At 71.1% G+C, this 22,908-nt stretch carries 23 protein-coding genes and 2 tRNA genes; 13 read left to right on the forward strand and 12 right to left on the reverse strand.

What is annotated here, in order from left to right; all coding sequences use genetic code 11:
• Positions 1–195 precede the first annotated feature (195 nt).
• Positions 196–1,785, forward strand: a complete 1,590-nt coding sequence (locus ASC58_RS17495; RefSeq protein ID WP_056915915.1) for an LCP family protein — start codon at positions 196–198, stop codon at positions 1,783–1,785.
• A 112-nt stretch (positions 1,786–1,897) separates the two neighbouring features.
• Positions 1,898–1,987, forward strand: a tRNA-Ser gene (locus ASC58_RS17500).
• Positions 1,988–2,154: 167 nt separating this feature from the next.
• On the opposite strand, the gene ASC58_RS17505 is transcribed toward ASC58_RS17500, so the two are convergent.
• From ASC58_RS17505 to ASC58_RS17520, 4 genes are all read right to left on the reverse strand, one after another.
• Positions 2,155–3,423: a bifunctional glycosyltransferase family 2/GtrA family protein gene (locus ASC58_RS17505; RefSeq protein ID WP_082553427.1), complete on the reverse strand. Its 1,269-nt coding sequence runs from the start codon at positions 3,421–3,423 to the stop codon at positions 2,155–2,157.
• Positions 3,424–3,434: 11 nt separating this feature from the next.
• A complete protein-coding gene (locus tag ASC58_RS17510; protein ID WP_056920210.1) occupies positions 3,435–5,549 on the reverse strand; it encodes a glycosyltransferase family 39 protein in 2,115 nt (704 codons plus the stop codon).
• Between the two features lie 193 nt (positions 5,550–5,742).
• Positions 5,743–7,206 (reverse strand): HAMP domain-containing sensor histidine kinase, encoded by a 1,464-nt coding sequence (locus tag ASC58_RS17515; RefSeq protein WP_056920211.1) that lies wholly within the window; start codon positions 7,204–7,206, stop codon positions 5,743–5,745.
• The gene (locus ASC58_RS17520; RefSeq protein ID WP_056920212.1) at positions 7,203–7,937 is read right to left on the reverse strand and encodes a response regulator transcription factor; all 735 of its coding nucleotides are present in this window, start codon (positions 7,935–7,937) and stop codon (positions 7,203–7,205) included. Before ASC58_RS17520 ends, ASC58_RS17515 begins: the two co-directional genes overlap by 4 nt.
• Before the next feature lie 134 nt (positions 7,938–8,071).
• On the opposite strand from ASC58_RS17520, the gene ASC58_RS17525 reads away from it, so the two are divergent.
• The 3 genes from ASC58_RS17525 (at position 8,072) to ASC58_RS17535 (ending at position 9,457) form a co-directional block, all read left to right on the forward strand.
• Positions 8,072–8,542 (forward strand): DUF4385 domain-containing protein, encoded by a 471-nt coding sequence (locus tag ASC58_RS17525; RefSeq protein ID WP_235529303.1) that lies wholly within the window; start codon positions 8,072–8,074, stop codon positions 8,540–8,542.
• 103 nt (positions 8,543–8,645) lie between these two features.
• Entirely contained in the window at positions 8,646–9,263 is a 618-nt protein-coding gene (locus ASC58_RS17530) for a hypothetical protein (protein ID WP_056920213.1), read from the forward strand.
• On the forward strand, positions 9,260–9,457 hold the full coding sequence (locus tag ASC58_RS17535; RefSeq protein WP_056915910.1) for a hypothetical protein: 198 nt from the start codon (positions 9,260–9,262) through the stop codon (positions 9,455–9,457). The genes ASC58_RS17530 and ASC58_RS17535 overlap by 4 nt, the downstream gene beginning before the upstream one ends.
• A 3-nt stretch (positions 9,458–9,460) precedes the next feature.
• Here ASC58_RS17535 and ASC58_RS17540 read toward each other — a convergent pair whose 3' ends face one another.
• Positions 9,461–10,504 (reverse strand): LacI family DNA-binding transcriptional regulator, encoded by a 1,044-nt coding sequence (locus ASC58_RS17540; protein ID WP_235529304.1) that lies wholly within the window; start codon positions 10,502–10,504, stop codon positions 9,461–9,463.
• A 114-nt stretch (positions 10,505–10,618) separates the two neighbouring features.
• On the opposite strand from ASC58_RS17540, the gene ASC58_RS17545 reads away from it, so the two are divergent.
• The 4 genes from ASC58_RS17545 to ASC58_RS17560 are packed head-to-tail and all read left to right on the forward strand — an operon-like array spanning position 10,619 to position 13,987.
• Positions 10,619–11,728: a substrate-binding domain-containing protein gene (locus tag ASC58_RS17545; protein WP_056917310.1), complete on the forward strand. Its 1,110-nt coding sequence runs from the start codon at positions 10,619–10,621 to the stop codon at positions 11,726–11,728.
• Between the two features lie 2 nt (positions 11,729–11,730).
• Entirely contained in the window at positions 11,731–12,753 is a 1,023-nt protein-coding gene (locus ASC58_RS17550) for an ABC transporter permease (RefSeq protein ID WP_056915908.1), read from the forward strand.
• The gene (locus ASC58_RS17555) at positions 12,750–13,583 is read left to right on the forward strand and encodes an ATP-binding cassette domain-containing protein (protein ID WP_056915907.1); all 834 of its coding nucleotides are present in this window, start codon (positions 12,750–12,752) and stop codon (positions 13,581–13,583) included. Before ASC58_RS17550 ends, ASC58_RS17555 begins: the two co-directional genes overlap by 4 nt.
• Positions 13,580–13,987, forward strand: coding sequence for a universal stress protein (locus ASC58_RS17560; RefSeq protein WP_056920214.1), 408 nt, complete (start codon positions 13,580–13,582; stop codon positions 13,985–13,987). Before ASC58_RS17555 ends, ASC58_RS17560 begins: the two co-directional genes overlap by 4 nt.
• Positions 13,988–14,086: 99 nt before the next feature.
• Here ASC58_RS17560 and ASC58_RS17565 read toward each other — a convergent pair whose 3' ends face one another.
• Both ASC58_RS17565 and ASC58_RS17570 read right to left on the reverse strand, forming a co-directional pair.
• On the reverse strand, positions 14,087–15,580 hold the full coding sequence (locus ASC58_RS17565; RefSeq protein WP_056920431.1) for a hypothetical protein: 1,494 nt from the start codon (positions 15,578–15,580) through the stop codon (positions 14,087–14,089).
• Between the two features lie 113 nt (positions 15,581–15,693).
• Positions 15,694–17,532 (reverse strand): phosphoenolpyruvate carboxykinase (GTP), encoded by a 1,839-nt coding sequence (locus tag ASC58_RS17570; RefSeq protein WP_056915904.1) that lies wholly within the window; start codon positions 17,530–17,532, stop codon positions 15,694–15,696.
• A gap of 495 nt (positions 17,533–18,027) precedes the next feature.
• Between ASC58_RS17570 and ASC58_RS17575 the strand changes: the two genes are divergently transcribed.
• Positions 18,028–18,100: transfer RNA gene (locus ASC58_RS17575), tRNA-Arg, on the forward strand.
• Between the two features lie 71 nt (positions 18,101–18,171).
• Here the strand turns inward: ASC58_RS17575 and ASC58_RS17580 are convergent.
• The 5 genes from ASC58_RS17580 to ASC58_RS17600 form a co-directional block, all read right to left on the reverse strand.
• The gene (locus ASC58_RS17580) at positions 18,172–18,681 is read right to left on the reverse strand and encodes a hypothetical protein (RefSeq protein WP_056920432.1); all 510 of its coding nucleotides are present in this window, start codon (positions 18,679–18,681) and stop codon (positions 18,172–18,174) included.
• A 143-nt stretch (positions 18,682–18,824) separates the two neighbouring features.
• Entirely contained in the window at positions 18,825–19,577 is a 753-nt protein-coding gene (locus ASC58_RS17585) for a class I SAM-dependent methyltransferase (protein ID WP_056920215.1), read from the reverse strand.
• Positions 19,574–20,581, reverse strand: a complete 1,008-nt coding sequence (locus ASC58_RS17590) for a hypothetical protein (protein ID WP_056920216.1) — start codon at positions 20,579–20,581, stop codon at positions 19,574–19,576. Before ASC58_RS17590 ends, ASC58_RS17585 begins: the two co-directional genes overlap by 4 nt.
• A gap of 24 nt (positions 20,582–20,605) precedes the next feature.
• A complete protein-coding gene (locus ASC58_RS17595; RefSeq protein WP_056915901.1) occupies positions 20,606–21,094 on the reverse strand; it encodes a hypothetical protein in 489 nt (162 codons plus the stop codon).
• On the reverse strand, positions 21,082–21,639 hold the full coding sequence (locus tag ASC58_RS17600) for an RNA polymerase sigma factor (protein WP_056917308.1): 558 nt from the start codon (positions 21,637–21,639) through the stop codon (positions 21,082–21,084). Before ASC58_RS17600 ends, ASC58_RS17595 begins: the two co-directional genes overlap by 13 nt.
• A gap of 209 nt (positions 21,640–21,848) precedes the next feature.
• Here ASC58_RS17600 and ASC58_RS17605 point away from each other — a divergent pair, with 209 nt between their 5' ends.
• From ASC58_RS17605 to ASC58_RS17615, 3 genes are read left to right on the forward strand one after another with little or no spacing between them, the layout of a single operon-like run.
• Positions 21,849–22,310 carry an Asp23/Gls24 family envelope stress response protein gene (locus tag ASC58_RS17605; protein WP_056915900.1) on the forward strand — a complete coding sequence of 154 codons (462 nt, stop codon included), beginning with the start codon at positions 21,849–21,851 and terminating at the stop codon, positions 22,308–22,310.
• Positions 22,307–22,603, forward strand: a complete 297-nt coding sequence (locus tag ASC58_RS17610; RefSeq protein WP_056915899.1) for an Asp23/Gls24 family envelope stress response protein — start codon at positions 22,307–22,309, stop codon at positions 22,601–22,603. Before ASC58_RS17605 ends, ASC58_RS17610 begins: the two co-directional genes overlap by 4 nt.
• Positions 22,603–22,896, forward strand: coding sequence for a hypothetical protein (locus ASC58_RS17615; RefSeq protein WP_056915898.1), 294 nt, complete (start codon positions 22,603–22,605; stop codon positions 22,894–22,896). Before ASC58_RS17610 ends, ASC58_RS17615 begins: the two co-directional genes overlap by 1 nt.
• The last annotated feature ends 12 nt before the right edge of the window (positions 22,897–22,908 follow it).

The following is a 22,908-nucleotide window of genomic DNA, read 5'->3' on the forward strand; positions in this document are numbered from 1 at the left end:
ACGAGGCTGAGAGCTTCCGTCCCATATGTCCGTGCCCGACGCGTCTTCCACGGTGGGGGCAACCGAAGGGGCGGCTGGGGCGTCACTGAAGTAGACGCATACCCATCGGTCTGCTCAGGTTCCGCCTTTACACTCGGCGGGACGATGCGTCGCCCCGCCACAGCACGGCGGTGCAGTCGAACCAGAGAGGTCCACGTGAGCGAGCCCACCAACGGCTCTGCGCAGGGCGGCACGCCCAGCCAGGATGCAAGTGCCCCGGGGGGCGGCACGCAGGACGACAGCCCGGTCGGCGACCGTTCGCGTCGGCACCAGGGCAAGACGCACCGGCACCCGTGGCTGCGCCGCTCCCTGTTCGGTGTCGCGGCCCTGCTCGTCGTCGTCCTCGTCCTCGGCATCGCCGCCTACGTGAAGCTCAACGGCAACATCAGCCGGGTCGACATCACCAACGCGCTGGGCGACCGCCCCCAGCCGGCGGCGACCACGGACGCCGTCACCAACCTGCCGCCGGTCAACATCATGGTGATGGGTTCGGACAGCCGGGAGGGCACGAACCTGGGGAAGGGGCAGACGGAGTACGGCATGACCGGCGCCCGGTCGGACACGAACCTCGTCGTCCACCTGGCCGCCGACCGCAAGTCCGCGATCGTGGTGTCGATCCCGCGTGACTCGATGACGATGGCGCCGCGGGACTGCCAGAACAAGAAGGACACCGTCGAGAACGGCGTCATGCGCCAGTGGAACCAGAACTTCACCCTCGGCGGGCCGGCGTGCACGATCCGCACGTTCGAGGGCCTCACCGGCATCTTCATCGACCACTTCGTCGTCATCGACTTCCGGGGGTTCCAGAAGATGGTCGACGCCCTCGGTGGCGTCACCGTCTGCACCCCCGTCGCGATCAACGACAAGGACAGCCACCTCGTCCTTCCTGCGGGCAAGAGCAAGGTCAACGGCAAGCAGGCCCTGGGGTACGTCCGGGTCCGCAAGACCGTCGGCGACGGCTCCGACCTCGGCCGGATCGACCGCCAGCAGGCGTTCCTGTCCTCGGTCGTGCAGGAGGCCACGAAGTCCTCCCTGCTGCTGCGTCCCGACAGGCTGTTCCGCTTCCTCGACGCCGCGACCGGGGCGATGACGACCGACACCAAGCTCGACATCGGCGAGATGAAGGACATCGCGCAGAGCGTGCAGGCCATGGGCACCGACCAGATCCGGTTCGTCAAGCTGCCTACGACGGTCTACCAGCCCGACCCCAACCGCGTTCAGTGGCTCCCGTCGGCCGAGTCCATCTGGAAGTCGATCCGCGAGGACAAGGCCCTGCCGGGCACGAAGGTCCCGTCCAGCCCGACGTCGACGTCATCGCCGACGACCACCGCGGCGGCGCTGACCGTGGCCCCCGGAGACATCTCCGTGCGCGTCACCAACGACTCGGGCGTCGCCGGCCTCGCCAAGCAGGCGGCTGCTGACCTGTCCATCCAGGGCTTCAAGGTCCAGACCTACCTGACCGGCACCGGTGACAAGACGTCCGGCGTGCTGGTCCGCTACGGCCCCGGGAAGAAGGCGGCGGCGCTCACCGTCGCCGCAGTCTTCCCCGGCGCCAAGGTCAAGTCCGACCCCACCCTCGGAGCGACCCTCGAGGTCAGCATGGGACTGGACTCCCCGGACGCCGTCGAGATCCCCAACCGCGAGGGGACCGAGCCGCTGCCGAAGCCCTCGGTGACCGCCAAGAGCAACCCGACCGACACCCAGACCATCGCCGCCCGCACGGCGAACCAGGACATCTGCAGCTGACCTCCGGGGCGGCCGGGCCGCTCGATCCTCGACGTGCTCGGGGGGTCGCTTTGCTCCTGCGCGCGGCGTCCGGATACCCTGTGCGGGCTCGGTCGACCTGTCGTCCGGGCGTGGAGACGTCGCCTAGTCCGGTCTATGGCGCCGCACTGCTAATGCGGTTTGGGTTTATCGCCCATCGAGGGTTCAAATCCCTCCGTCTCCGCAGAACGCACGAAGGACCCGACACGCTTTTGGTCGGGTCCTTCGTGCGTTCTCTGGACTGCACCCGGGATTTGGGAGGAGCGAGGAACGAGCGACGGTTCCCTCCGTCTCCGCAGAACGAAAGGGCCCCCTCGCGCTGAGCGCGAGGGGGCCCTTCGGCGTCGTGGCTCAGGCGACCCGGCTCGTGACCTCGGGTGAGAGGTGGGAAGCTGCCGCTTCGGTATGGGGCACAGGGGCGCTGGGCCGACCCTCGCCGAGCGTCGTGGGGGTCCGGAACATCCAGGACCGCATCGCGACGAACCGCACCGCCGTCGAGGCGGCCGTGGCCAGGGCGACCACCGCGGTCTGCACGGTCGTCGCAGGCGAGGCCACGGCGAGGTGCAGCAGCGCGAGCGCCGCGGCTGTCATCAGCCAGGTGATCCCGAAGATGACCAGCCCCTGCACCTGGTGCCGGGCGGCCCCGCGACCACCCTGGATGCCGAACGTCCAGCGCCGGTTGAGGGCGGTGTTGGCCACCGTGGCGATGAGGAGGGCGACCAGGTTGGCGACCTGCGCCGACTCGACGCCGGCACTCAGCGCCGCGAACAGCCCCAGGTGGATGACCGTGCTGACGACCCCGACCGCGGCGAAACGCTGGAGCTGTTGCCAGGTGCTCCCGCCGGGTGTTCCCCGGCCGAGCCGGGCCGCGATGTCCCCGACCGGCAGGGCGCCCGAGGCCAGCGACCGCCGGACCCGGAGCACGCCGCGCAGGTCGTCCAGGGCCGTGCCCACGACGTCGACCCGCGAGTCGGGGTCGTCGAACCAGTCGACCGGCACCTCGTGGATCCGCAGGCCGCTGCGCTGGGCCAGGACGAGCAGCTCGGTGTCGAAGAACCAGGTGGTGTCCTCGACGAGGGGCAGCAGCTCGGCCGCGACGTCGGCGCGGATCGCCTTGAACCCGCACTGCGCGTCGGTGAACCGCGCCCCCAGCGCTCCGCGCAGGATGAGGTTGTACCCGCGGGAGATCACCTCCCGCTTGGCTCCCCGGACGACGCGTGCGCCGCGGGCCAGGCGGGATCCGATCGCGAGGTCGGAGTGACCCGACATGAGCGGGGCGACCAGCGGCCACAGGGCGTCGAGGTCGGTGGAGAGGTCGACGTCCATGTAGGCGAGGATCGGCGCGTCCGAGGCGAGCCAGACGGCCTTGAGGGCCCGCCCCCGACCCTTCTCCGCGAGCCGCACCACGGCCACACCGGGCAGCTCGGCCGCCAGCCCCGACGCGACCAGGGCGGTCGCGTCGGTGCTGGCGTTGTCCGCCACGGTGATCCGGAAGGGGTACGGGAACGTGTGCACCAGGTGCTGGTGCAGGCGCCGGACGCAGGCCCCCACCGTGTGCTGCTCGTTGTGCACCGGGATGACGACGTCGAGCACGGGCGCCGGGGTGGTGGAGTCGCTCATCGTCGTTCCTCTCACGTGGTCTGGGTGGTGGTACCGGTGGCCGTCGTCGCGGACAGCGGCTGGGTCAGGTCGTAGAACGTCGAGCTGCCGATGGTCACGGAGGTGAAGTTCGCCGCGACCCAGGTCGAGATCTCCGACGCGTTCCCGGAGCCACCCATGGCACCACCTCGACCCCCACCCTGTCCGCCGCTTGCGGCGAAGTAGTGGATCTCACCGGCTGCGACGTAGGCCTGGAACTGCGCCAGCGTGGGCGACGGGTCACTGCCGTTGAAGCCGCCGATGGCCATGACCGGGAGGCCGGTGCCGAGCTGGAGCCCGGCCGCGTTCTGCGAGCCGATCGCCGCCGCGACCCAGCGGTAGGAGCTGGCGTCGGCGCTCAGGGCCGAGACGACCTCGGTCGTGGGCGTGCTGGCGTCGAGGAGGCCGCCCATCCCACCCTGGGGTGCGCCGGTGGTCCCGGTACCCGTGCCGGGCGTGGTGCCCAGGCCACCCTGGGTGGTGCCGGCGCCTCCGTTCGCGGCTGCCCCGGTCCCGCCCTGGGTCATCCCCGGAGGCGTGCCGCCCCCGCCCGGGCCACCACCCGGCACACCCCCACCGAAGCCTCCGCGGCCGGTGGACGGGCCGGCGGTGACGATGGAACCGGTGTGGCCGGTGCCCACCGTCTGGATGCTGTATGCCGCGGGGCCCGCGAGGGCTGCCACGAGGGCACCCGCGATGACCACGGGGACGAACCGGCGCTGCAGCTGGGTGACCACGAGCAGGAGCAGGGCGCTCGCGAGGCCGAGGACGAGGACGGTGATGCGCAGCCAGTTCTGCCAGTCCGTGCGCGTCAGGAGGACGAAGGACCAGGCTGCTGCGGCGGCGGTCGCGGTGGCGAGGGTGATCGAGCCGATCGGTCGGGCCCGGTTCTCCCAGGCCTCCCCGGCACCCATGCCGACGACGGCGGCGATGGCCGGGGCGAGGGCGACGGTGTAGTACTCGTGGAAGATGCCGGCCATCAGCGAGAACGTGAGCATCGTGGCCAGGAGCCACCCGCCCCAGACGACGTAGGCCGCGCGGCGCGAGTCGGTGCGCGGGGCCCGGCCGCGAAGGAACAGGCCGACGGCGAGCAGGATGAAGGCCGACGGGATGAGCCAGGAGATCTGGCCGCCGATGCTCGAGCTGAACATGCGGGCCAGGCCCGGCGTGCCCCAGCCGTTGCCACCGCCGACGGAACCGGTCTCGTTGCCGCTGATCCGACCGAGGCCGTTGTAGCCGAACGTGACCGACAGGAACGAGTTGTCCTGGCTGCCACCGATGTACGGGCGCATGCTCGCCGGGACCAGCTCGACGATCGCGACCCACCAGCCGGCCGACAGGACCATCGCGGCCGTGCCGAGCAGGGCGCCGACGATGCGGCGACGGAGCGTGGTGTTGGCGAAGAGCAGGTAGGCGAGGCCGAAGGCGGGGACCACGAGGAGCACCTGCAGGGCCTTGGTGAGGAACCCGAGCCCGATGAGCACCCCGACGATCGCGAACCACTTGGGGGAGCCCTTGTCGATGGACTTGAGGGTCGCCCAGGCGCCCAGCGCCATGAGCAGCACGAGGAGGGCGTCCGGGTTGTTGAACCGGAACATCAGCACGGCCACCGGCGTCAGGGCCATGACGAGCCCGCCGATGAGGCCGGCAGCGGCGCCGAAGTGACGGCGGACGGTGGCGTGGACGACGCCGACGGTGCCCACGCCCATGAGGACCTCGGGCATGAGGATGGCGAACGAGTTGAGGCCGAAGACGCGGACCGACAGCGCCATGATCCACAGCGATGCCGGGGGCTTGTCGACGGTGATCGAGTTGCCGGCGTCGGAGGAGCCGTAGAACAAGGCCTCCCAGCTCTTGCTGCCGGCCTGGACGGCGGCGGAGTAGAACGAGTTCGCGTAGCCGTTGGCGGTGAGGTCGTAGAAGTAGAAGAGGGCGGTCGCGAACAGCAGACCCAGCAGCGCCGGGCGGGCCCAGGACGGGTCCTCCTCGTTCCCGCGCCACAGGCGCTGGATCCGGCTGGGTGCGGTCGGGCCCGCCTGACGGGCGGTCGCGCGGGGGAGGGCGGTGTCGCCGTCGGCCGCGCTGCGGTGGAGGGTCATGGTGTCCATGGCTCCAACAGTCGGGCCGGTCGCTGTGCGGCTGCTGTGCCACCCCTGAGGCTGCGTGATGAGGTGTCGCGCGGCCAGCGGCAGCACGGCGAAGGGTGGGAACCCGCCGCTTCCGGTCGTCCGGAGGCGGCAAGTTCCCACCCCTGGGTGGTGGAGGAGCCCGTATGGCGCCCGCTCGCCCGCGGGGGCCGCGTCAGTGGGCGGGGAGCAGGACCGTGAACGTCGTGTCGCCGGGGGCGCTGGCGAGCTCGACGCGTCCGCCGTGGGACTTGGCGACCGCGTCCACGATGGACAGGCCCAGGCCGGTGGAGCCTGCGGCCCGGTTGCGCGAGTCGTCACCACGCGTGAACCGCTGGAACACGTTGCGCTGCAGGGGCTCCGGGACCCCAGGACCGTCGTCGGCCACGCTCACGCGGATCCACTCGCCCTCGGGGCGGACGGAGGTGACGACCTTGGTGCCCTCGGGGGTGTGGGTGCGCGCATTGGCGAGGAGGTTGGCCACGACCTGGTGCAGCCGGGCCTGGTCGCCGGAGACCTCCACGGGTTCGTCGGGCAGGTCCAGCTCCCAGCGGTGGTCGGGAGCAGCGGCGTGGGCGTCGCTGACGGCGTCCATCGCCAGCAGCGACAGGTCGACCGGTTCGCGCTCGAGCGGGCGGCCGGCGTCCAGCCGGGCCAGCAGGAGCAGGTCCTCGACCAGGCCCTGCATGCGCAGCGCCTCGGACTCGACGCGCGACAGCGCGTGGGTGACCGACGCGGGCACCGGCTCGTGCTCGCGTCGGGACAGCTCGGCATACCCCCGGATGGAGGCGAGCGGCGTCCGCAGCTCGTGCGAGGCGTCGGCGACGAACTGACGCACCCGCTGCTCGCTCTCGTGCCGGGACTGGAGGGCGCCCTCGACGTTGTCGAGCATGCTGTTGAGCGCGAGGCCGACCTGGCCCACCTCGGTGCGCGGGTCCGTGTCCGCGGCGGGTACCCGCTCGGCCAGGGCCACGTCACCGGAGTCGAGCTTGAGGCGGGAGACCTGGGTGGCCGTGTGGGCGACCCGCTGGAGCGGGGCGAGGTTGCGACGCACCAGCCAGAGGCCACCGGCCCCCACGACGATGAAGCCGACCGCGGTCCCGCCGATGATGAGCGTGACCACCGTGTTGATGGTCTCGGTCACGCCGGCCATGGGCAGGCCGCTGACGGCCGTGGCGCCACCCGGTGTGCGGATCGAGACGACGCGGTAGTCGCCGAGGCCGACGATGTCGACCGTCTTGGGTGTGCTGCCGATGCTCGCGTCCTGCAGCTGGGTGATCTGGGCGCTCGTGAGCTGGCCGTAGGAGCCGGCCTCGGCGACCCGGTTCACGGTGGCCACGCCGTCGAGGAGGGTGAGGCTGAGGAATGCACCGCCGCCGCCGGGAGGACCGCCACCGCCGGGGCCGCGGTTGTCGTGGTCGCCGTCGGGTCGGCCGCCGTCACGCATGACGTTGGCGATCACGTCGCTGTCGAGCTGACCCTGCAGGTAGTTGTGCAGCAGGAACACGGTCAGCGACGAGGTCGCCAGGGTGACGGCGAGGAACAGCCCGACGACCGTGGCGACGAGCTTGGTGCTGAGCGACCACACGGCCGGTCGGAACCGGGTGCGGGCCGCGCCGACGGCGGCTGCGGGGCTCATGACGCGGGCTTGAGGACGTACCCGACGCCGCGCATGGTGTGGATCATGGGCTCGCGACCGGCGTCGATCTTCTTGCGCAGGTAGGAGATGTAGAGCTCGACGACGTTGGCCTGGCCGCCGAAGTCGTAGTTCCACACGCGGTCGAGGATCTGGGCCTTGGACAGGACGCGCTTGGGGTTGCGCATGAGGTAGCGCAGCAGCTCGAACTCGGTGGCGGTCAGCGCGACCTGCTCGCCCCCACGGGTCACCTCGTGGCTGTCCTCGTCCATGGTGAGGTCGCCGACGACGATCACCGAGGACGACTCGTCGGTCACGACGGCGGTGCGGCGCATGAGCGCGCGCAACCTGGCGACGACCTCCTCGAGGCTGAACGGCTTGGTGACGTAGTCGTCGCCGCCGGCCGTCAGACCGGCCACACGGTCCTCGACGGCGTCCTTCGCGGTGAGGAACAGCACGGGCACGTTGGGGGAGTCCGAGCGCATCCGACGCAGCACCTCGAGCCCGTCGAAGTTGGGCAGCATCATGTCGAGCGCCACCGCGTCGGGCTGGAACTCGCGAGCGGCGCGGACCGCGTTCGCGCCGTTCGAAGCGGTCCGCACCTCCCAGCCCTCGTACCGGAGGGCCATCGACAGCAGCTCGGTGAGGTTGCTCTCGTCGTCCACGACGAGCACCCGCACGGGGGAGCCGTCGACGCGCTGGAGCTTGGCGGAGGTGGACTGCTGCGTGTTCATGGTCCTAGACAACACCCGGATGCTGGGCACGGGCCACGCACAGACTGTGCGAATCCTGTGAAGCCTCTGTGCCGGTCCTCGCTGCGACCGTGGTGGGCGCGCGCTCGCAGGAGATGCCGGGGATACTGCAGCGGGTGGCGACCAGAGGGGACGACATCCGGGCGCACCCCGAGCGTTACCGGGTGGGGCGCGGCGAGCAGGGGGTCCTGACCGTGCAGCCGTACAAGGACGAGCTGCTGCCGTTGTGGCGGTTCCGCACGCCGGACGTCGCGACACAGAGTGCTGCCGCCCTGAGGTCGGCCTTCGACGCCTACCTCGGTGCCGGTGACCTCGTGGGTGCCGACATGGCTCGCAAGTTCCTGCAGATGGGGTTCACCCGGGCGCGCCGGTACGCCAACCACCCCGGCGGCCGCAAGTACGACGGACCGGTCCCCGCAGACCGCCGCGGCCAGAGCGGGGCCCACGGTCGGGCCGAGCTGCCCCGCGGTCCGCAGGACCCGGTCAAGGCCGAGTCGGCCCGCATCTTCAAGCAGGCCTGGGACGAGGTCGAGCGGGTGCAGGAGTACACGTCGTGGCGAGCGGCCCACAAGGCGCAGCACGGCTAGGAGCGGATGCTCAGTCGCCCGACACGCTTCCCACAGCCTGCCCACAGGCCGGACGCCGACTCTCGGTGGGACCAAGCCACCACCACCTCGCCGGAGGCGTCCGATGACGAACCCCACGATCCCCACCGACATCCACGACCCGAGCGCCGACACGGCACCGGTCGAGTGGGCCACCACCCGGACGATGCCGTATGCAGCGCCGCCGGCCGACGCTGCCGCTGCTCCCACCGCTGCGTCGACCGAGGCGTCCTCGGCCGTCGCTCCCACTCAGTCCGCGCCGGTGGCGATGGCCCCGAGCACCGCGCCCGCCCTCAACCCGCCGGTGTGGTCCGGCCGCAAGACCGCGATCGCCGCGGCTCTCGCCATCGGCATCTCGGCGATGGGCGCGGCCGGTGCCGCAGCGGCCCTGCCGGTCGGCTCGACCCAGGGCGGTTCGGGACAGTTCCAGCCCGGCGGGTTCGGCGGCCGCGGACCGGGTGGTCCGGGTGGCCCCGGCGGCTTCGGACCCCAGGGCACGCAGCAGGGCACCCAACAGGGAACGCAGCAGGGAACCACCCAGAACCCGAACGGCACCGGGCAGCAGTTCCCCGGGGGGACGACCCAGCAGGACCCCAGCCAGCTCGGCCAGCTCGGCCAGCTCGGCCAGCCCGGTGTCCCCGGTCAGGGTTCGGTCCCGGGTCAGGGTGTGGCCCCGGCCGACCCGAGCGCGAGGACGACATGAGCCCCGTGGCGGCGACCCGGTCGGTCCTGGGGTCGATCGCCTCGCACGCGCACGCGCCATACCCGGCTCGCCGGAGGCCACGCCGTCCGGCTGCGTTGCAGCGCAAGGACTTCGGGGCGCTGCCGATCTGCGGTTCGGTCCGTCCGCTCGCGTCCCAGCGCGAGCAGGCGGCGCTGCGCGCGGAGCGGCCCTAGGTCCTACTGCTCGGGGCGGATCTCGCCCGAGCCACGGACGACCAGCTCGGGCGTGAGCACCACGTGCTGGGGGGCCGAGGTGTCGCCGTCGATCCGGGCGAAGAGCCGCTTGGCGACCTCGAACCCGATCATGGCGACATTCTGCTTCACCACGGTGAGGGGTGGGTCGACGATGTCGGCGAGGGGGAAGTCGTCGAACCCGACCAGGGCGACCTGTCCGGCGACGCCGCGGTGGTGCAGTGCGCGAATCGCGCCGATGGCCAACGAGTTCCGCGCTGCGAAGACTGCGGTCGGGGGGTTGGCCGAGTCGAGAAGGAGAGTCAGCGCCGCGATGGCGTCGTCAGGCGAGCGCAGGGACGTCGCCTCGACGGCCGGGTCGGACTCGACGCCGGCGTCACGGAGGGCGGCGAGGAACCCCTCGTGCCGGGTCCGGGCGGTCTGGATCGTGGGGAGGTCGCCGAGGAAGGCGATCCGCCGATGGCCATGTGCGAGTAGGTGATCCACGGCCATCCGTGAACCGCCCGCGTTGTCCACCGTGACCGAGTCCGTGTCGACCCCGTTGGGTCGGCGGTCGACGAAGACGATCGGCAGACCGCTGCGCAGGTCGTCGGCGAGGTAGTCGTGGCGCTCGGTGGCGGGCATGAGCAGCAGTCCGTCGACGCGCCGGCGGACGAGCCCCTCGACGAGGGAGCGTTCGCGTGCCGGTTCCTCGTCGAGGCTGGAGGCGACGATCGCGACGTCGCGGTCGCGGGCGGCGTCCTCGAGGCTGCGCAGCAGGCTGGCCGAGAACGAGTTGCTGACGTCCTGGAGGAGGGCTCCGACCATGGCGCTACGGCCGTGGCCGCGGCGCAGGTTGCTCGCCGCGAGGTTGTGTCGATAGCCGAGCTGGGTCACGGCGCGTTCGACCCGGGCCGTGACGTCGGGGGACACCCCTGGTTCGCGGTTCACCACGCGTGACACGGTCTTCAGGCTGACCCCGGCGAGGGCGGCAACCTCGCGCATGGTGGCCCTCGGCCGCCGGGGGTCGTCCTTTGACAACGATGTCACGATCACGGGGCTAGTTGTACATTACCCGTTGACAAACGCACAACCGGGGGCTAGAAATTCTCCTGACAACGTTGTCACGCGGCGATGGAGCCGCCTGAGAAGGGGAGCACCCTGATGCCTCGTATCACCCTGCAGAACCCGTCCCTGCGCCGCAGCCTCGCGGTGACCGTCGCCGTCTCCGCCGCCTTTGGCCTCACGGCCTGCAACCGGGCCAGCTCGAGCGACGCCGGTGGAAGCGGTGGGGGCAACGCCACCGTCGGCGTCACGCTCATCACCAAGGACTCGACCAACCCGTTCTTCGTCGCCATGCAGAAGGGCGCCAAGGCCGACGCGGGCAAGAACAACGTCAAGCTCACCGTCGCCTCCGGCAAGCAGGAGGGTGACGACCAGGGCCAGATCACGGCCATCGAGGACGCGATCGCCCGCGGCGACAAGGGCATCCTCATCACCCCGATGAGCGACGGGGTCAACTCGGCCATCAAGAAGGCGCGCGACGCCAAGCTCTTCGTGATCGCCCTCGACACCCCGCCCGACCCGGCCGACACGGTCGACATCACCTTCGCGACCAACAACCGCAACGCCGGCAAGCTCGACGGCCAGTGGGCCGCCAGCCAGCTCGACGGCAAGCCCGCCGTGATCGCGCTGCTCGACCTGTTCAGCGACAAGATCGTCTCGGTCGACTACAACCGCGACCAGGGCTTCCTCGAGGGCATGGGCATCGACGTCGCCGACGGCAAGAAGAACGGCGACGAGGCCAAGACCGGCAAGTACACCGGTGGCAAGGGCGGCGACTACACGATCGTCTGCAACGAGGCCGGTCAGGGCGCCGAGGACGGCGGCCGTACCGCGATGGAGAAGTGCCTCGCGAAGAACCCGAACATCAACCTCGTCTACACGATCAACGAGCCGACGGCCGTCGGTGCCAACGCTGCCCTCAAGGCCGCGAACAAGACGGCCCTCATCGTCTCGGTCGACGGTGGCTGCGCCGGCGTCGGCAGCGTCAAGAGCGGCGTCATCGGTGCGACGGCCCAGCAGTACCCGCTGAAGATGGCCACGCTCGGCATGGAGGCCATCGCCAAGATCGCCCGTGGCGGCGAGAAGCCCAAGGTCACCGACGGCCTCGACTTCTTCGACACCGGTGTCGCGCTGGTCACGGACAAGCCTGCTGACGGCGTCCAGAGCATCACGTCCGACGAGGGTTCCAAGATCTGCTGGGGCAACTGACCATGAGCACCCAGGTCACCTCTGCTGCCGCCGAGTTCGCTCGGCGGCAGCAGTCCCCCCTCCAGCGCGTGCAGCACCAGCTGCACGGCAGGCCGTGGCTGAGTCCGCTCTTCCTGCTGTTCGTGGCGTTCGTGGCCTTCTTCATCGGGTCTCCGACCTTCCTGACGGCCAGCTCGATGGGCATCCTGCTCCAGCAGACCGCCGTCGTCGCCGCACTAGCGGTGGGTCAGACGATCGTCATCCTGACCGCGGGCATCGACCTGTCGGTCGGCGCGGTCATGGTGCTGTCGATGATGGTGATGGCGACCCTGGCCAAGGACGACGGCATGCCGGGCATCCTCGCCCTGGCCATCGGTGTCCTGCTCGCCACGGCTGCGGGGGCCCTCAACGGATTCCTCGTGACGCGGATCAACCTGCCGCCGTTCATCGTCACCCTGGGCACGCTGAGCATCTTCACGGCGATCGCCCTGCTCTACTCCGGTGGTGAGAGCATCCAGGCCGACCACCTGCCCGGACTGCTCAACTTCCTCGGTGACGGCTTCGGCATCGGACAGTTCCGGCTGACGTGGGGCATCGTCCTGGTGATCCTCATCTACGCCGTGATGGGCTTCGTCCTGTCGCAGACCGCCTGGGGTCGCTACGTCTACGCCGTGGGTGACGACCCCGAGTCGGCTCGCCTCTCCGGTGTGCCGAGCAAGCGGATCCTGCTGGCCGTCTACACCGTGGCCGGCCTGATCTACGGCCTCGCGGCGTGGATCCTCATCGGCCGTTCCGGTGCGGCGACCCCCAACGCGTTCCCGGACGCCAACCTGGCCAGCATCACGGCTGTCGTCATCGGCGGCACGAGCCTCTTCGGGGGCCGGGGTCGCCTGGTGGGCACGCTCATCGGTGCGCTCATCGTGCAGACGCTCCAGTTCGGTCTCTCCCAGATGGGCGTCGACCAGCAGTGGCGCGTCCTCGCGACCGGCATCCTCGTCATCGTCGCGGTCGCCGTCGACCAGTGGATCAGGAAGGTCAAGTCATGACGACTACATCCCTCGAGGTCGCCCACGGTGGTGTCCCGGCAGGCAAGGAGGAGATCTACGCCAAGCAGCCGGTGCTCTCGGCCCGCAAGCTGGTCATCACCTTCGGCCGCGTCGTCGGGCTCGACGGGGTCGACCTGGACCTCTACCCCGGTGAGGTGCTCGCGGTCATCGGCGACAACGGTGCCGGCAAGTCGACCCTGATCAAGTGCCTCACCGGCGCGTACGTCGCGGACTCCGGTGACATCACCCTCAACGGCCAGCCGGTGCACTTCAAGAAGCCGCAGGACGCCCGCGAGGCAGGCATCGAGACGGTCTACCAGCAGCTGGCCGTCATCCCGGCCCTCGACATCGCGAGCAACCTCTACCTCGCCCGCGAGGAGCGTCGCAAGGGTCCGCTCGGCTCGGTGCTGCGCATGCTCGACAAGAAGGGCATGGAGCGCCGCGCGGGTCAGTCGGTGCAGGACCTCGGGATCCAGACGATCCAGAACATGAGCCAGGCGGTCGAGACCCTCTCGGGTGGACAGCGCCAGGCCGTGGCGGTCGCCCGTGCGGCGGCGTTCGGGAGCAAGGTCGTCGTCCTCGACGAGCCGACCGCAGCCCTGGGCGTCAAGGAGTCGGGCATGGTCCTCGACATGGTCAAGCAGCTGCGTGACAAGGGTCTGTCGGTCATCCTCATCAGCCACAACATGCCGCACGTGTGGGAGGTCGCCGACCGCATCCACATCCAGCGGCTCGGTGGCCGGGCCGGCGTCGTCACGCCGCAGACCCACGACATGGGTGAGGGTGTGGCGATCATGACCGGCGCCAAGCGGCTCGAGGGTCCGTCGTGACCGGCGCCGTGGTGGTCGGCTACATCCCGAGCCCGGAGGGGATCGCCGCCTTCGAGCGCGCCAAGGACGAGGCCGTCCTGCACGGGTCTCGCCTCGTGGTGGTCAACACCGGGCAGAACGGTGACTTCGCGACGCCGAGCTTCGCGACGTCCCAGGACATCGACGCCATCAGGTCGGAGCTGGAGCAGACCGGGCTCGACCACGAGGTGATCCAGGCGACCGGTGGGCTGGCCGCGGCGGAGGAGATCCTCCGCGTGGCCGAGGCCGAGGACGCCAGCCTCATCGTCATCGGCATGCGACAGCGGTCGCCCGTGGGCAAGCTCTTCCTCGGGAGCACGTCCCAGCAGGTCCTGCTCGACGCCCCGTGCGCCGTGCTGGCGGTCAAGGCCCGCAAGGCGCAGTGACCGAGAGGGTCGGTGCCCCGCTCCCGGTGCCGACCCTCCACATCCGCGGACAGCGGTGCGGTGCGGCCCTCGCGGCCACTGCGCACCGCTGTCTCGCGTTCAGCCCCGCGCGGAGCCGAGGCCGAGGACGACGGCCAGTCCCAGCGCGCTGCGCGGGTCGTATGCCGTGCGCCAGAGCCCGCCGTGCACGGCGCCGTCCGCCTCGGCGAGCCAGGGGGCACGGGCCGGGCCGGCCTCCGTGTCGGAGGTCTGCAGGTCGTGGACGAGCAGGGCCGCCATGAGGGTGTTGCTCGTGGCGGGCTCGAACACCTCGATGCCGAACCGGTGGGCACCGGCGTAGGCCGAGGCCAGGGCGCGGTTCTTGACGACCGAGCGGGTCCGCGTCGGAGGGGCGACGTTGAGCGAGACCGTCACGCCGTCCCGGGCGGCGACGGTGGCGCGCCACCGCTGCAGCCGCTTGGCGAGGGCGTAGTTCGGACCCTGCTGCGGCACCAGGCTGTCGTTGAGACCGGGGTCGGAGCCGGGGGCGTAGTTGCGCTGGAGCAGCCGTCCCCCGCTCACGGTCCGCAGGGCCGGGCGGAGCACTCGGGTCACCGCGGACGGCGACCGGTACGCCCGGGTCGAGAACTCCACCGCCTCACGCGGCACGGCGAACACGTCGGTCGGGGTCGCCAGGAAGGCCAGGGCGACGTCCGACCGGCGGCGCAGCAGCTCGACGCTGAGGGCGTCGACGGCCGAGGACACGCGCACGTTGGTGGCGCCGTCGGCATACACGTAGTTGCCCAGCACGAGCGGGCCCTCGAGCTCGGTGAGCCAGTCGGCGACCGCGGGGAGTCCGTGGACGAGGTCCGCCCCGGCGCCGGAGGCGAGGTCGGCCGTCTCCGGTGCCACGCCGGGCGACGACCCGCCGGCGACGGGCAGGTGCAGCGTGCCGGCCGAACCCGCGGCGACGTCGACGACCCGCATCCAGATGTCGGGGCGGGGGAGGTCGACCCCGACCACCTCGGCGCCCCAGGACAGCAGGGCGCGCAGCGGACCCATCTCGGCACCGGCGCCGAGCACCACGACCTTCCGCCCGGACAGGTCGAGCCACTCGGGGTGCTCCAGCACCTCGCGGACCTTGTCCGCGGCGGAGGGTTCCAGCGACCCGGCCGCGACCCACCGGTCGAGCTGGCGCCGCAGGCCGTCACCGGCGAGGCGCTCGCCGTGCATGGGCAGCGTGAGCGAGGTGGCGCGCTCGCCGGACCCGCGGACGGTGGCGGTCTCCAGCGGGACCCGGGACCCGGTGGCGGCAGAGAAGGCCTCGCCCAGCGGTACCTCGCTCCGGGCCGTCGCGCAGCGCATCCGGGAGTGCAGCGAGTCGAGCCCGGACCGCGCGACGTCGACTGCCGCCTCGCCGTCCCGCAGCAGCCCGGCCTCGACCATCCGTCGGAAGTGGACCAGGTAGCCCTGGCGCCAGTTCGTCTCGCGCTCGGCTGCGTGTGCCCCCACAGGGTCGACCTCACGCAGGGCGTCGGCCACGACTGCCCGCCCCAGCGCGGACGTGGACCGCTTGCCGTCGACCTCGGGGAAGACCACTCCGGTGTGCGCCATGCGGGCGAGTATGCCGTGCTTCACCCACAACCGACTTCGGGTGCCCGGACGGTCGGAGTTCCGACCGTCCGGGCACCCGAAGCGGAAGAGCGCGGGGCGAGGACGCCCTCAGGTCACTCCACGCCGAGGCGCGCCTTGAGGCCGTCGAGCTCCACCTGCAGCTGGGTCGGGAGGTTCTCGCCGAACTTGGCGAACCACTCCTCGATCTGCGGGATCTCGGCCTTCCACTCGTCGGCGTCGACCGCGAGCGCCTGCTCGAGCTCGGCGTCGCTCATGTCGAGCCCCGTGGTGTCGAGCGACTCCGGCGTCGGCACGTGGCCGATCGGGGTCTCGACGGCCGCGGCCTTGCCCTCGATGCGCTCGATGGCCCACTTGAGGACGCGGCTGTTCTCGCCGAACCCGGGCCACAGGAAGTCACCGTCGTCGCCGCGACGGAACCAGTTGACGTAGAAGATCTTCGGCAGCTTGGTCGAGTCGGCGTCCTTGCCGAGGTTGACCCAGTGCTGGAAGTAGTCGCCGGCGTTGTAGCCGATGAAGGGCAGCATCGCCATCGGGTCGCGGCGGACGACGCCCACCGCGCCGGTGGCGGCGGCAGTGGTCTCGGAGGAGAGCGTCGCCCCCATGAAGGTGCCGTGGATCCAGTCGCGGGCCTCGGTGACCAGCGGGACGGTGGTCTTGCGGCGGCCACCGAAGAAGATCGCCGAGATCGGGACACCCTTGGGGTCGTAGTACTCCTTGGCGAGGATGTCGCACTGCTCGATCGGGGTGCAGTAGCGGCTGTTCGCGTGGCTCGAGAGCTCCTCGGAGTCGGGCGTCCAGTCCTCGCCCTTCCAGCTGGTGGCGTGGTCGGGGGTGTTCTCCAGGCCCTCCCACCAGATGTCGCCGTCGTCCTTGAGCGCGACGTTGGTGAAGACCGAGTTGCCCTTGTTGATGGTCTTCATCGCGTTCGGGTTGGTGTGCTCGTTGGTGCCCGGGGCGACGCCGAAGAACCCGAACTCGGGGTTCACGGCATACAGCCGGCCGTCCTCACCGAAGCGCATCCAGGCGATGTCGTCGCCCAGGGTCTCGACCTTCCAGCCGGGGATGGTCGGCGCGAGCATCGCGAGGTTGGTCTTCCCGCAGGCGCTCGGGAAGGCGGCTGCGATGTAGTAGACCTGCTGCTCCGGCGAGATGAGCTTGAGGATGAGCATGTGCTCGGCGAGCCAGCCCTCGTCGCGGGCCATGACCGACGCGATGCGCAGCGAGTAGCACTTCTTGCCGAGCAGGGCGTTGCCGCCGTAGCCGGAGCCGTAGCTCCAGATCATCCGCTCCTCGGGGAACTGCACGATGTACTTCTCGGGGTTGCAGGGCCACTTGACGTCCTGCTGGCCCGGCTCGAGCGGGGCGCCGACCGAGTGCAGGGCGGGGACGTACTTGGCCGCGTCACCGAGCTCCTCGATGCGACGGAGCACGTTGACGCCGCAGCGGGCCATGACGCGCATCGAGGCGACGACGTACTCGGAGTCGGTGAGCTCGACACCGAACATCGGGTTCTCGGAGTTGAGGTGGCCCATGACGAACGGGATGACGTACATCGTCCGGCCCTTCATGCAGCCGGCGTAGAGCCCGCGCATGAGGTCCTTCATCTCGTTCGGGTCCATCCAGTTGTTGGTGGGCCCGGCGTCCTTCTCGTCGACGGAGCAGATGTAGGTGCGGTCCTCGACCCGGGCGACGTCGGTCGGGTCGGAGGCGGCGTAGAAGCTGTTGGGCTTGAGCTCGTCGTTGAGCCGGACGAAGGTCCCGGCGGCCACGAGCTTGTCGGTGAGGCGGGTCCACTCGGCGTCGGAGCCGGTGACCCACTCGATGTGGTCGGGGGTGGTCAGTGCGGCCACCTCGTCGACCCAGGCCTGGAGGCCTGCGTGCGTGGTGCCCCCCGCCCGCTGGTCGGTGTGCTGCGTCGCCTCGGTCGTCATCGTGATCGGCCGTCCCTTTCGCCCGGGCGCGAGCGCCCCCGGGATCACCGCGGTTGAATGCGTCCACGTCGACCGGAGTCCACATGGTGAACGCTTCTGATCTGGCCAAGGTAGCCCCGCCGTCACGGTGCCAGGTACCACCGGCGCAGGAGATCGCTCGTGAAAAGCCTCACAACCGGCGGGTAGCCCTGACCTGCATGTTTGCTTCTTGCAAGGCTTGCAAGATCCTTCCGGAATCGGTGGCATTTCTTGCCCGGCGGCCGCCTCGGTGTCCCCTGCGGGTGGACCGCTGCGCCGGGCCTCGGGGCGCATCGGACGGGTCGTCAGTGGGTTCCCCAGCCGGTGACGAGCGGGGTATGGCGCGCCCCGCCGGGCCTCTCGCGCCGGTCGTCGGCGGGGGTGTCGGCGCTGGCCTGGCCCACCGATTTCGTGTGCGAGGGGGTCAGCCGGTAGTCTTTCCCGTCGTTGCCTCGGGCGATCCCTGAGGCGACATTCGCGCCCGTAGCTCAACGGATAGAGCATCTGACTACGGATCAGAAGGTTAGGGGTTCGAATCCCTTCGGGCGCACTCTGTGTTGAGACAGAACGACGAAACCCCGGTCCTGTTGGGCCGGGGTTTCGTGTGTCCGGGGGCGGTCGTCAGCCGTGCGCGAGGAGCTCCAGGCCGATGACGGCCAGCCCGAGCGCGAACTCGGCTCCCAGCGCGATCAGCCGCTTCCACCAGGCCATCGGCACCCGGCGCACCGCGAGGTAGCCGATGACGACGAGGGACGCGACCAGGGCGATCGTGGATGCGCGCAGCGCCGCCTCGAGCCGCCAGCGTCCGAGCGCGGCCAGGCCGAGGAACACCATCGGCAGCACCACCACGCTGAATGCTCCGAAGCTGACGGCGGCCATGTGTGCCAGCTCGGCCCGCGTCGGGAACGCGGCGTGCACGGCCAGGTGGGACACGAGGTCGGCCACGAACACCGCGAGCAGGGTCCCGACGACCGTGATGGCCAGGGTCGCGGCAGCCTCGCCGACGTGCAGCCCCTCGGAACGACCTCGGAGCGCGAGCAGGACGGCCAGTCCCGTGAAGGTGACGTAGACCCGCTCCTTGAGCGCATCGACGCGTTGCTCGGCGGTGGCGGGCGTCCGCGGGTCGTCCATGCCGTCAGGGTATGGCGCGGCCCACGCCAGGAGGAGCCCCTCGAGCATGCGGTGCCAACAGCTCCGCGCGCCCGCTGCGCCGATGGCTCGAGCGACCCGGACGAGGGTGCGGGTGGTGCCCCGTCACCGCCCGCACCCTGACGTCACCGATGCCTGCGGAACAGGGCGGCGTGGAGGAAGTCCTGGGTGAAGACGGGGGCGCCCACCTCGTCGGCGGTCGGCTGGCGCCCGGCAGCGACGAGGTCGAGGTCCTCGAACACGTCGACCAGCTCGTCGAGGTCGTAGCCCACACCGCCCTCCAGGGCGCCCTGTCGCAGGAGCATCGCGTCGTCCGCGGTCGTCCCCATCCGCCCGGCGGCGAACGTGACGATGCCGAACACCCCGTGCGGAGCGAGGGTCGCGTGCAGCGCAGCGCGGTAGGAGATCCGCCGGTGCGGGGCGAGGTGGTGGAAGCACCCGGAGTCGTAGACGAGGTCGAAGGGAGCGCCCGGCACCTCCTCCCGGATGAAGTCCCGGAGCAGGTAGGTGGGGTCCGGACTGCGACGCGCGGCCTCGGCCATGGCCGGCGCGGCGACGTCGATGCCGGTGACCGAGAACCCCTGGCGCGCAAGCCAGGCGGAGTTGCGGCCGAGTCCGCAGCCGACGTCGAGCGCGGTCGGTGGGCGGCCCGGGTCGGCCGACGGCGGCAACAGGTGGGCTGCCTGCCAGGCCACGAGGTTGGCGTCCGGCAGGTCCGTGCCCAGGAGGTGGCCCGGCTGCTGCAGGAGGCGTCCCCAGAACTCGGAGGCGCCGGCGCTCGTCCGGTCGGCGTCCGCGCCATACAGGCCGTCGAGCAGCTCCATGAGCTGCTCCGTGGTGCTCACGCGTCCGGGTGGCGGCAGGGGTGCGGAGGTCATGCGGCCCCTGGTCGGTCGGCGAGGTGGGCCCGCAGGGCGACGTAGACCTTGCGGACGCCGATCGCGCGCTGGAGGTCGTCCTCGATGCGGGTGAAGAACTCGCGACGGTAGTTCTCGTCGATGACGGCCTGGACGGTGAAGTACAGGCCGGAGAAGCCGGACAGGAACACCGCCACCGAGAACAGCTCGTCGCTGATCAGGTGGAACGGGCCGGTGAAGTGCGGCGGCGCGCCGACCCAGGTCTGGATCACGCTGGGACGGATGGCGATCGAGCCGAACACCACGAAGAACGCGAACACGATGAGCACCAGCGACAGCATCTGGATCGCCTGGGCGACGAACAGCATGAGCATGAGGTTGCGGCGCTGCAGCGGCGGGAGCCGGATACCGGCGACCTCGGTCGCGAGGTGGGGCTCGGCGAGGATCTCCCGGGCGGCCGAGGCGACCGGTGTGCCCCTGCACGTGTCGGCGAGGCGCTCGCCGTCGACCTCGACCCCGACGCGCTCGATCTCGCTGGCGAACGACGGCGCGAGGAAGGCCACGGCGAGGAGGGCGAAGATCCCGACGCTGGCCCACAGCAGCGGACGCGGCAGGGCCGAGGACACCTGCCAGACCTCGGTGTTGATGAACAGGAAGGTGATGAACAGCAGCAGGAACGGCAGCGCCCGCGTGGCGAGCGGCCCGATCAGCGACCGGTTCTCCCAGGCGTGTGCGAGCGCCCAGCGCCCGATCCGCCCGACGCGGAAGACCCGCACCCCGCGGGCGAGCACGCCGACGACCAGCACCGAGACGGCGGCGGTGGCGACGTCGCCGGCCGACCAGCCGACCGCGGCCGTCACCGCCGCGATCACGACGGCCGGGACGGTGAGCGCCAGCGCCCAGAACCCCACCGCCCGCGGACGCAGCGCCCGCTGGATGGCCTCGTGGCCGGACTCGACGAAGTACGGCAGGCCGTGCTCGTCGAACCAGCGCTCGCACTTGGCGACGTCGTTGGTGGTCAGCACGGACCCAACCCTGTCAGGTCGGCGTCAGAGCCGGGGGTCGCCGGGCGTGACGTCGTCGACGGCGATGTCCACCGACGCCGTGCGTTGCTCGAACGCCGGTGGTCCGAGGACCTCCTCGAGGGCCGCCAGCACGGCACGGCGGGCCTCGTCGGCGGCCTGGCGCAGGTCGGTGCCGTAGGCGGCGACGAGGGAGACGGTGGCGCCGGTGCACTCGTGGCCGTCGAGCAGCAGGGAGATCCGGCTGGGGGCGCACGACTCGACCGAGTCCAGGGCGCGGCGCAGGGTCGAGATGACGACCTGGTCGCTGATCGAGAGCCGGTCGGCACCGTCCGGCACGGGGAAGGTCGCGTCCACGGGCCAGGACCGGCGGGTCGCGGCACGCACGGCTGCCAGCACCCGCTGGCTGGCCTGGTCCCATCCGGGGTCGTGCGCCTCGCGCAGCGCACGGATGGACCGGTCGAGCATCGCGGAACCTGGGGAGAGGTCTTCGGGCTCGGGCGTCATCTCCTCCACCTTGCCATCCTCTCGCTCAGGTTGCGACGGGCTCGGAACAGGTGACCACGCACGGCGTCGGGGGTCATCCCCTGGGCTGCGGCGACCTCGGCTTGGCTCATCCCCTCGATCTCGACGAGGATCCAGCACGCGCGTTGACGATAGGGCAGCTCGCGCAGCGCGCGGTCGAGTGCGTCGACGAGCTCCTGGTGGGTCGCCTCGGCGAACGGGTCGCCACCCCCGGTCGGGATGGCGTCCATCAGCGCGTCGTCGATGGGGACGGCGCGGGCCCGGCGGTTCCGGTCGGCGACCTTGTGGGCGACGATCGAGAACAGCCAGGTCTTGAGCGAGGAGCGGGCGTCGAAACGGTCCAGCGCCTTCCAGGCGGCGACGAACGCCTCCTGCACGACGTCCTGGGCGTCGCCCGGGTCGCCCGTGGTGCGGGCGGCATACCGGTAGAGCGAGGGTCCGTAGCGGTGGACGATCACCTCGAACGACTCACGGTCGCCGAGGGCGGCGGCGCGGGCGAGAGCGGCATCGCCGGTGCGGTCCGAGGGCGCAGCCATGGCCCGCCCCCTGTCTCCCACGTCGACGATCCTCACACGGCTCACCGCACTCGGCATCGTGGGCGCGGGCGGCCCCGGTCCGAGCCACGCCCACCCCTGACCAGCCGGCCGGCAGCTGTGAGGCAGGTCACAGGGGAGGAGGCGTGCGGTTTGCGGCCCTCGCCGCGACTACACCTACGACAGACACGAACGACCGAAAGGAACGTCCCATGGCAGACAGCCAGACCGCCCAGACCTCCTCCGCTGTGACCAAGCCCACGGAGTCCGCCCTCACCACCTCCCAGGGCAAGACGGTCATCGCCGATGTCGTCGTCTCGAAGATCGCCGGCATCGCGACCCGTGAGGTCGCCGGTGTCCACGACCTCGGCGGCGGCGCGGCCCGCGCGGTCGGTGCCCTCCGTGAGCGCATCCCCGGCAGCCGCACCAACCAGTCGCAGGGTGTCGGGGTCGAGGTCGGCGAGAAGCAGGCCGCGATCGACATCGACCTCGTCGCGCAGTACGGCGTCGGCATCGCCGACCTCGCCGGCGCGATCCGCCGCAACGTCATCGCCGCCGTGGAGCGCATGACCGGGCTCGAGGTGACCGAGGTCAACATCACCGTCCACGACGTCTACCTCGAGGACGACGCGACGTCCGCGGACGAGGCCGACTCCTCGCCGCGCGTGCAGTGACCGGCGTCGAGGGCGGTCAGCCCGACGAGCGCGACCCGATCGACGACATCGCCGCCGCGGTGCTCGCCGTCCCGGGGGTCAGCGACCTGCACGCCGGCATGTTCGGCGAGGTCGCGACCTACCTCCCCGGTCGCCGCGTCTCCGGCATCCGCCTCCAGCCCGACCTCACCGAGGTGCACCTGACCATCGCGTTCGGCTCACCGGTGCGGGAGACCGCTGACGCGGTCCGCCGCGCCGTGGCCGAGCAGGTCGGTACCCCGGTGCACGTCACGGTCGAGGACGTCGTCCCCTGATGACCCCCGACCGACCCGGGACCGGGGACCGGGAGCAGTGGCGGGCAGCACGACGACGCGCCGCCCGGCTGCACCACCCGGACCTGGGCGGCAGCACCGAGGCGTTCGTTGATGCGCTGAGTGCTGTCGACGAGGCGTTCGGCCTGCTGCAGGGGGAGACCGGCCGCCTCGGCACCCCGGTGGGCGCGGTGCAGGTGCGCCGCACCCGCCGGGGTCGTCTCGAGCTCTGGCGGCGCCGGGGGCGCCGTCACCTCCTGCTCCGACGGCGCCGCAGCCACCGCCGGGTCCGCTGAACCCGACCGCCC

It is taken from the genome of Phycicoccus sp. Root101 (genome assembly GCF_001426245.1).
GTDB lineage: Bacteria > Actinomycetota > Actinomycetes > Actinomycetales > Dermatophilaceae > Pedococcus.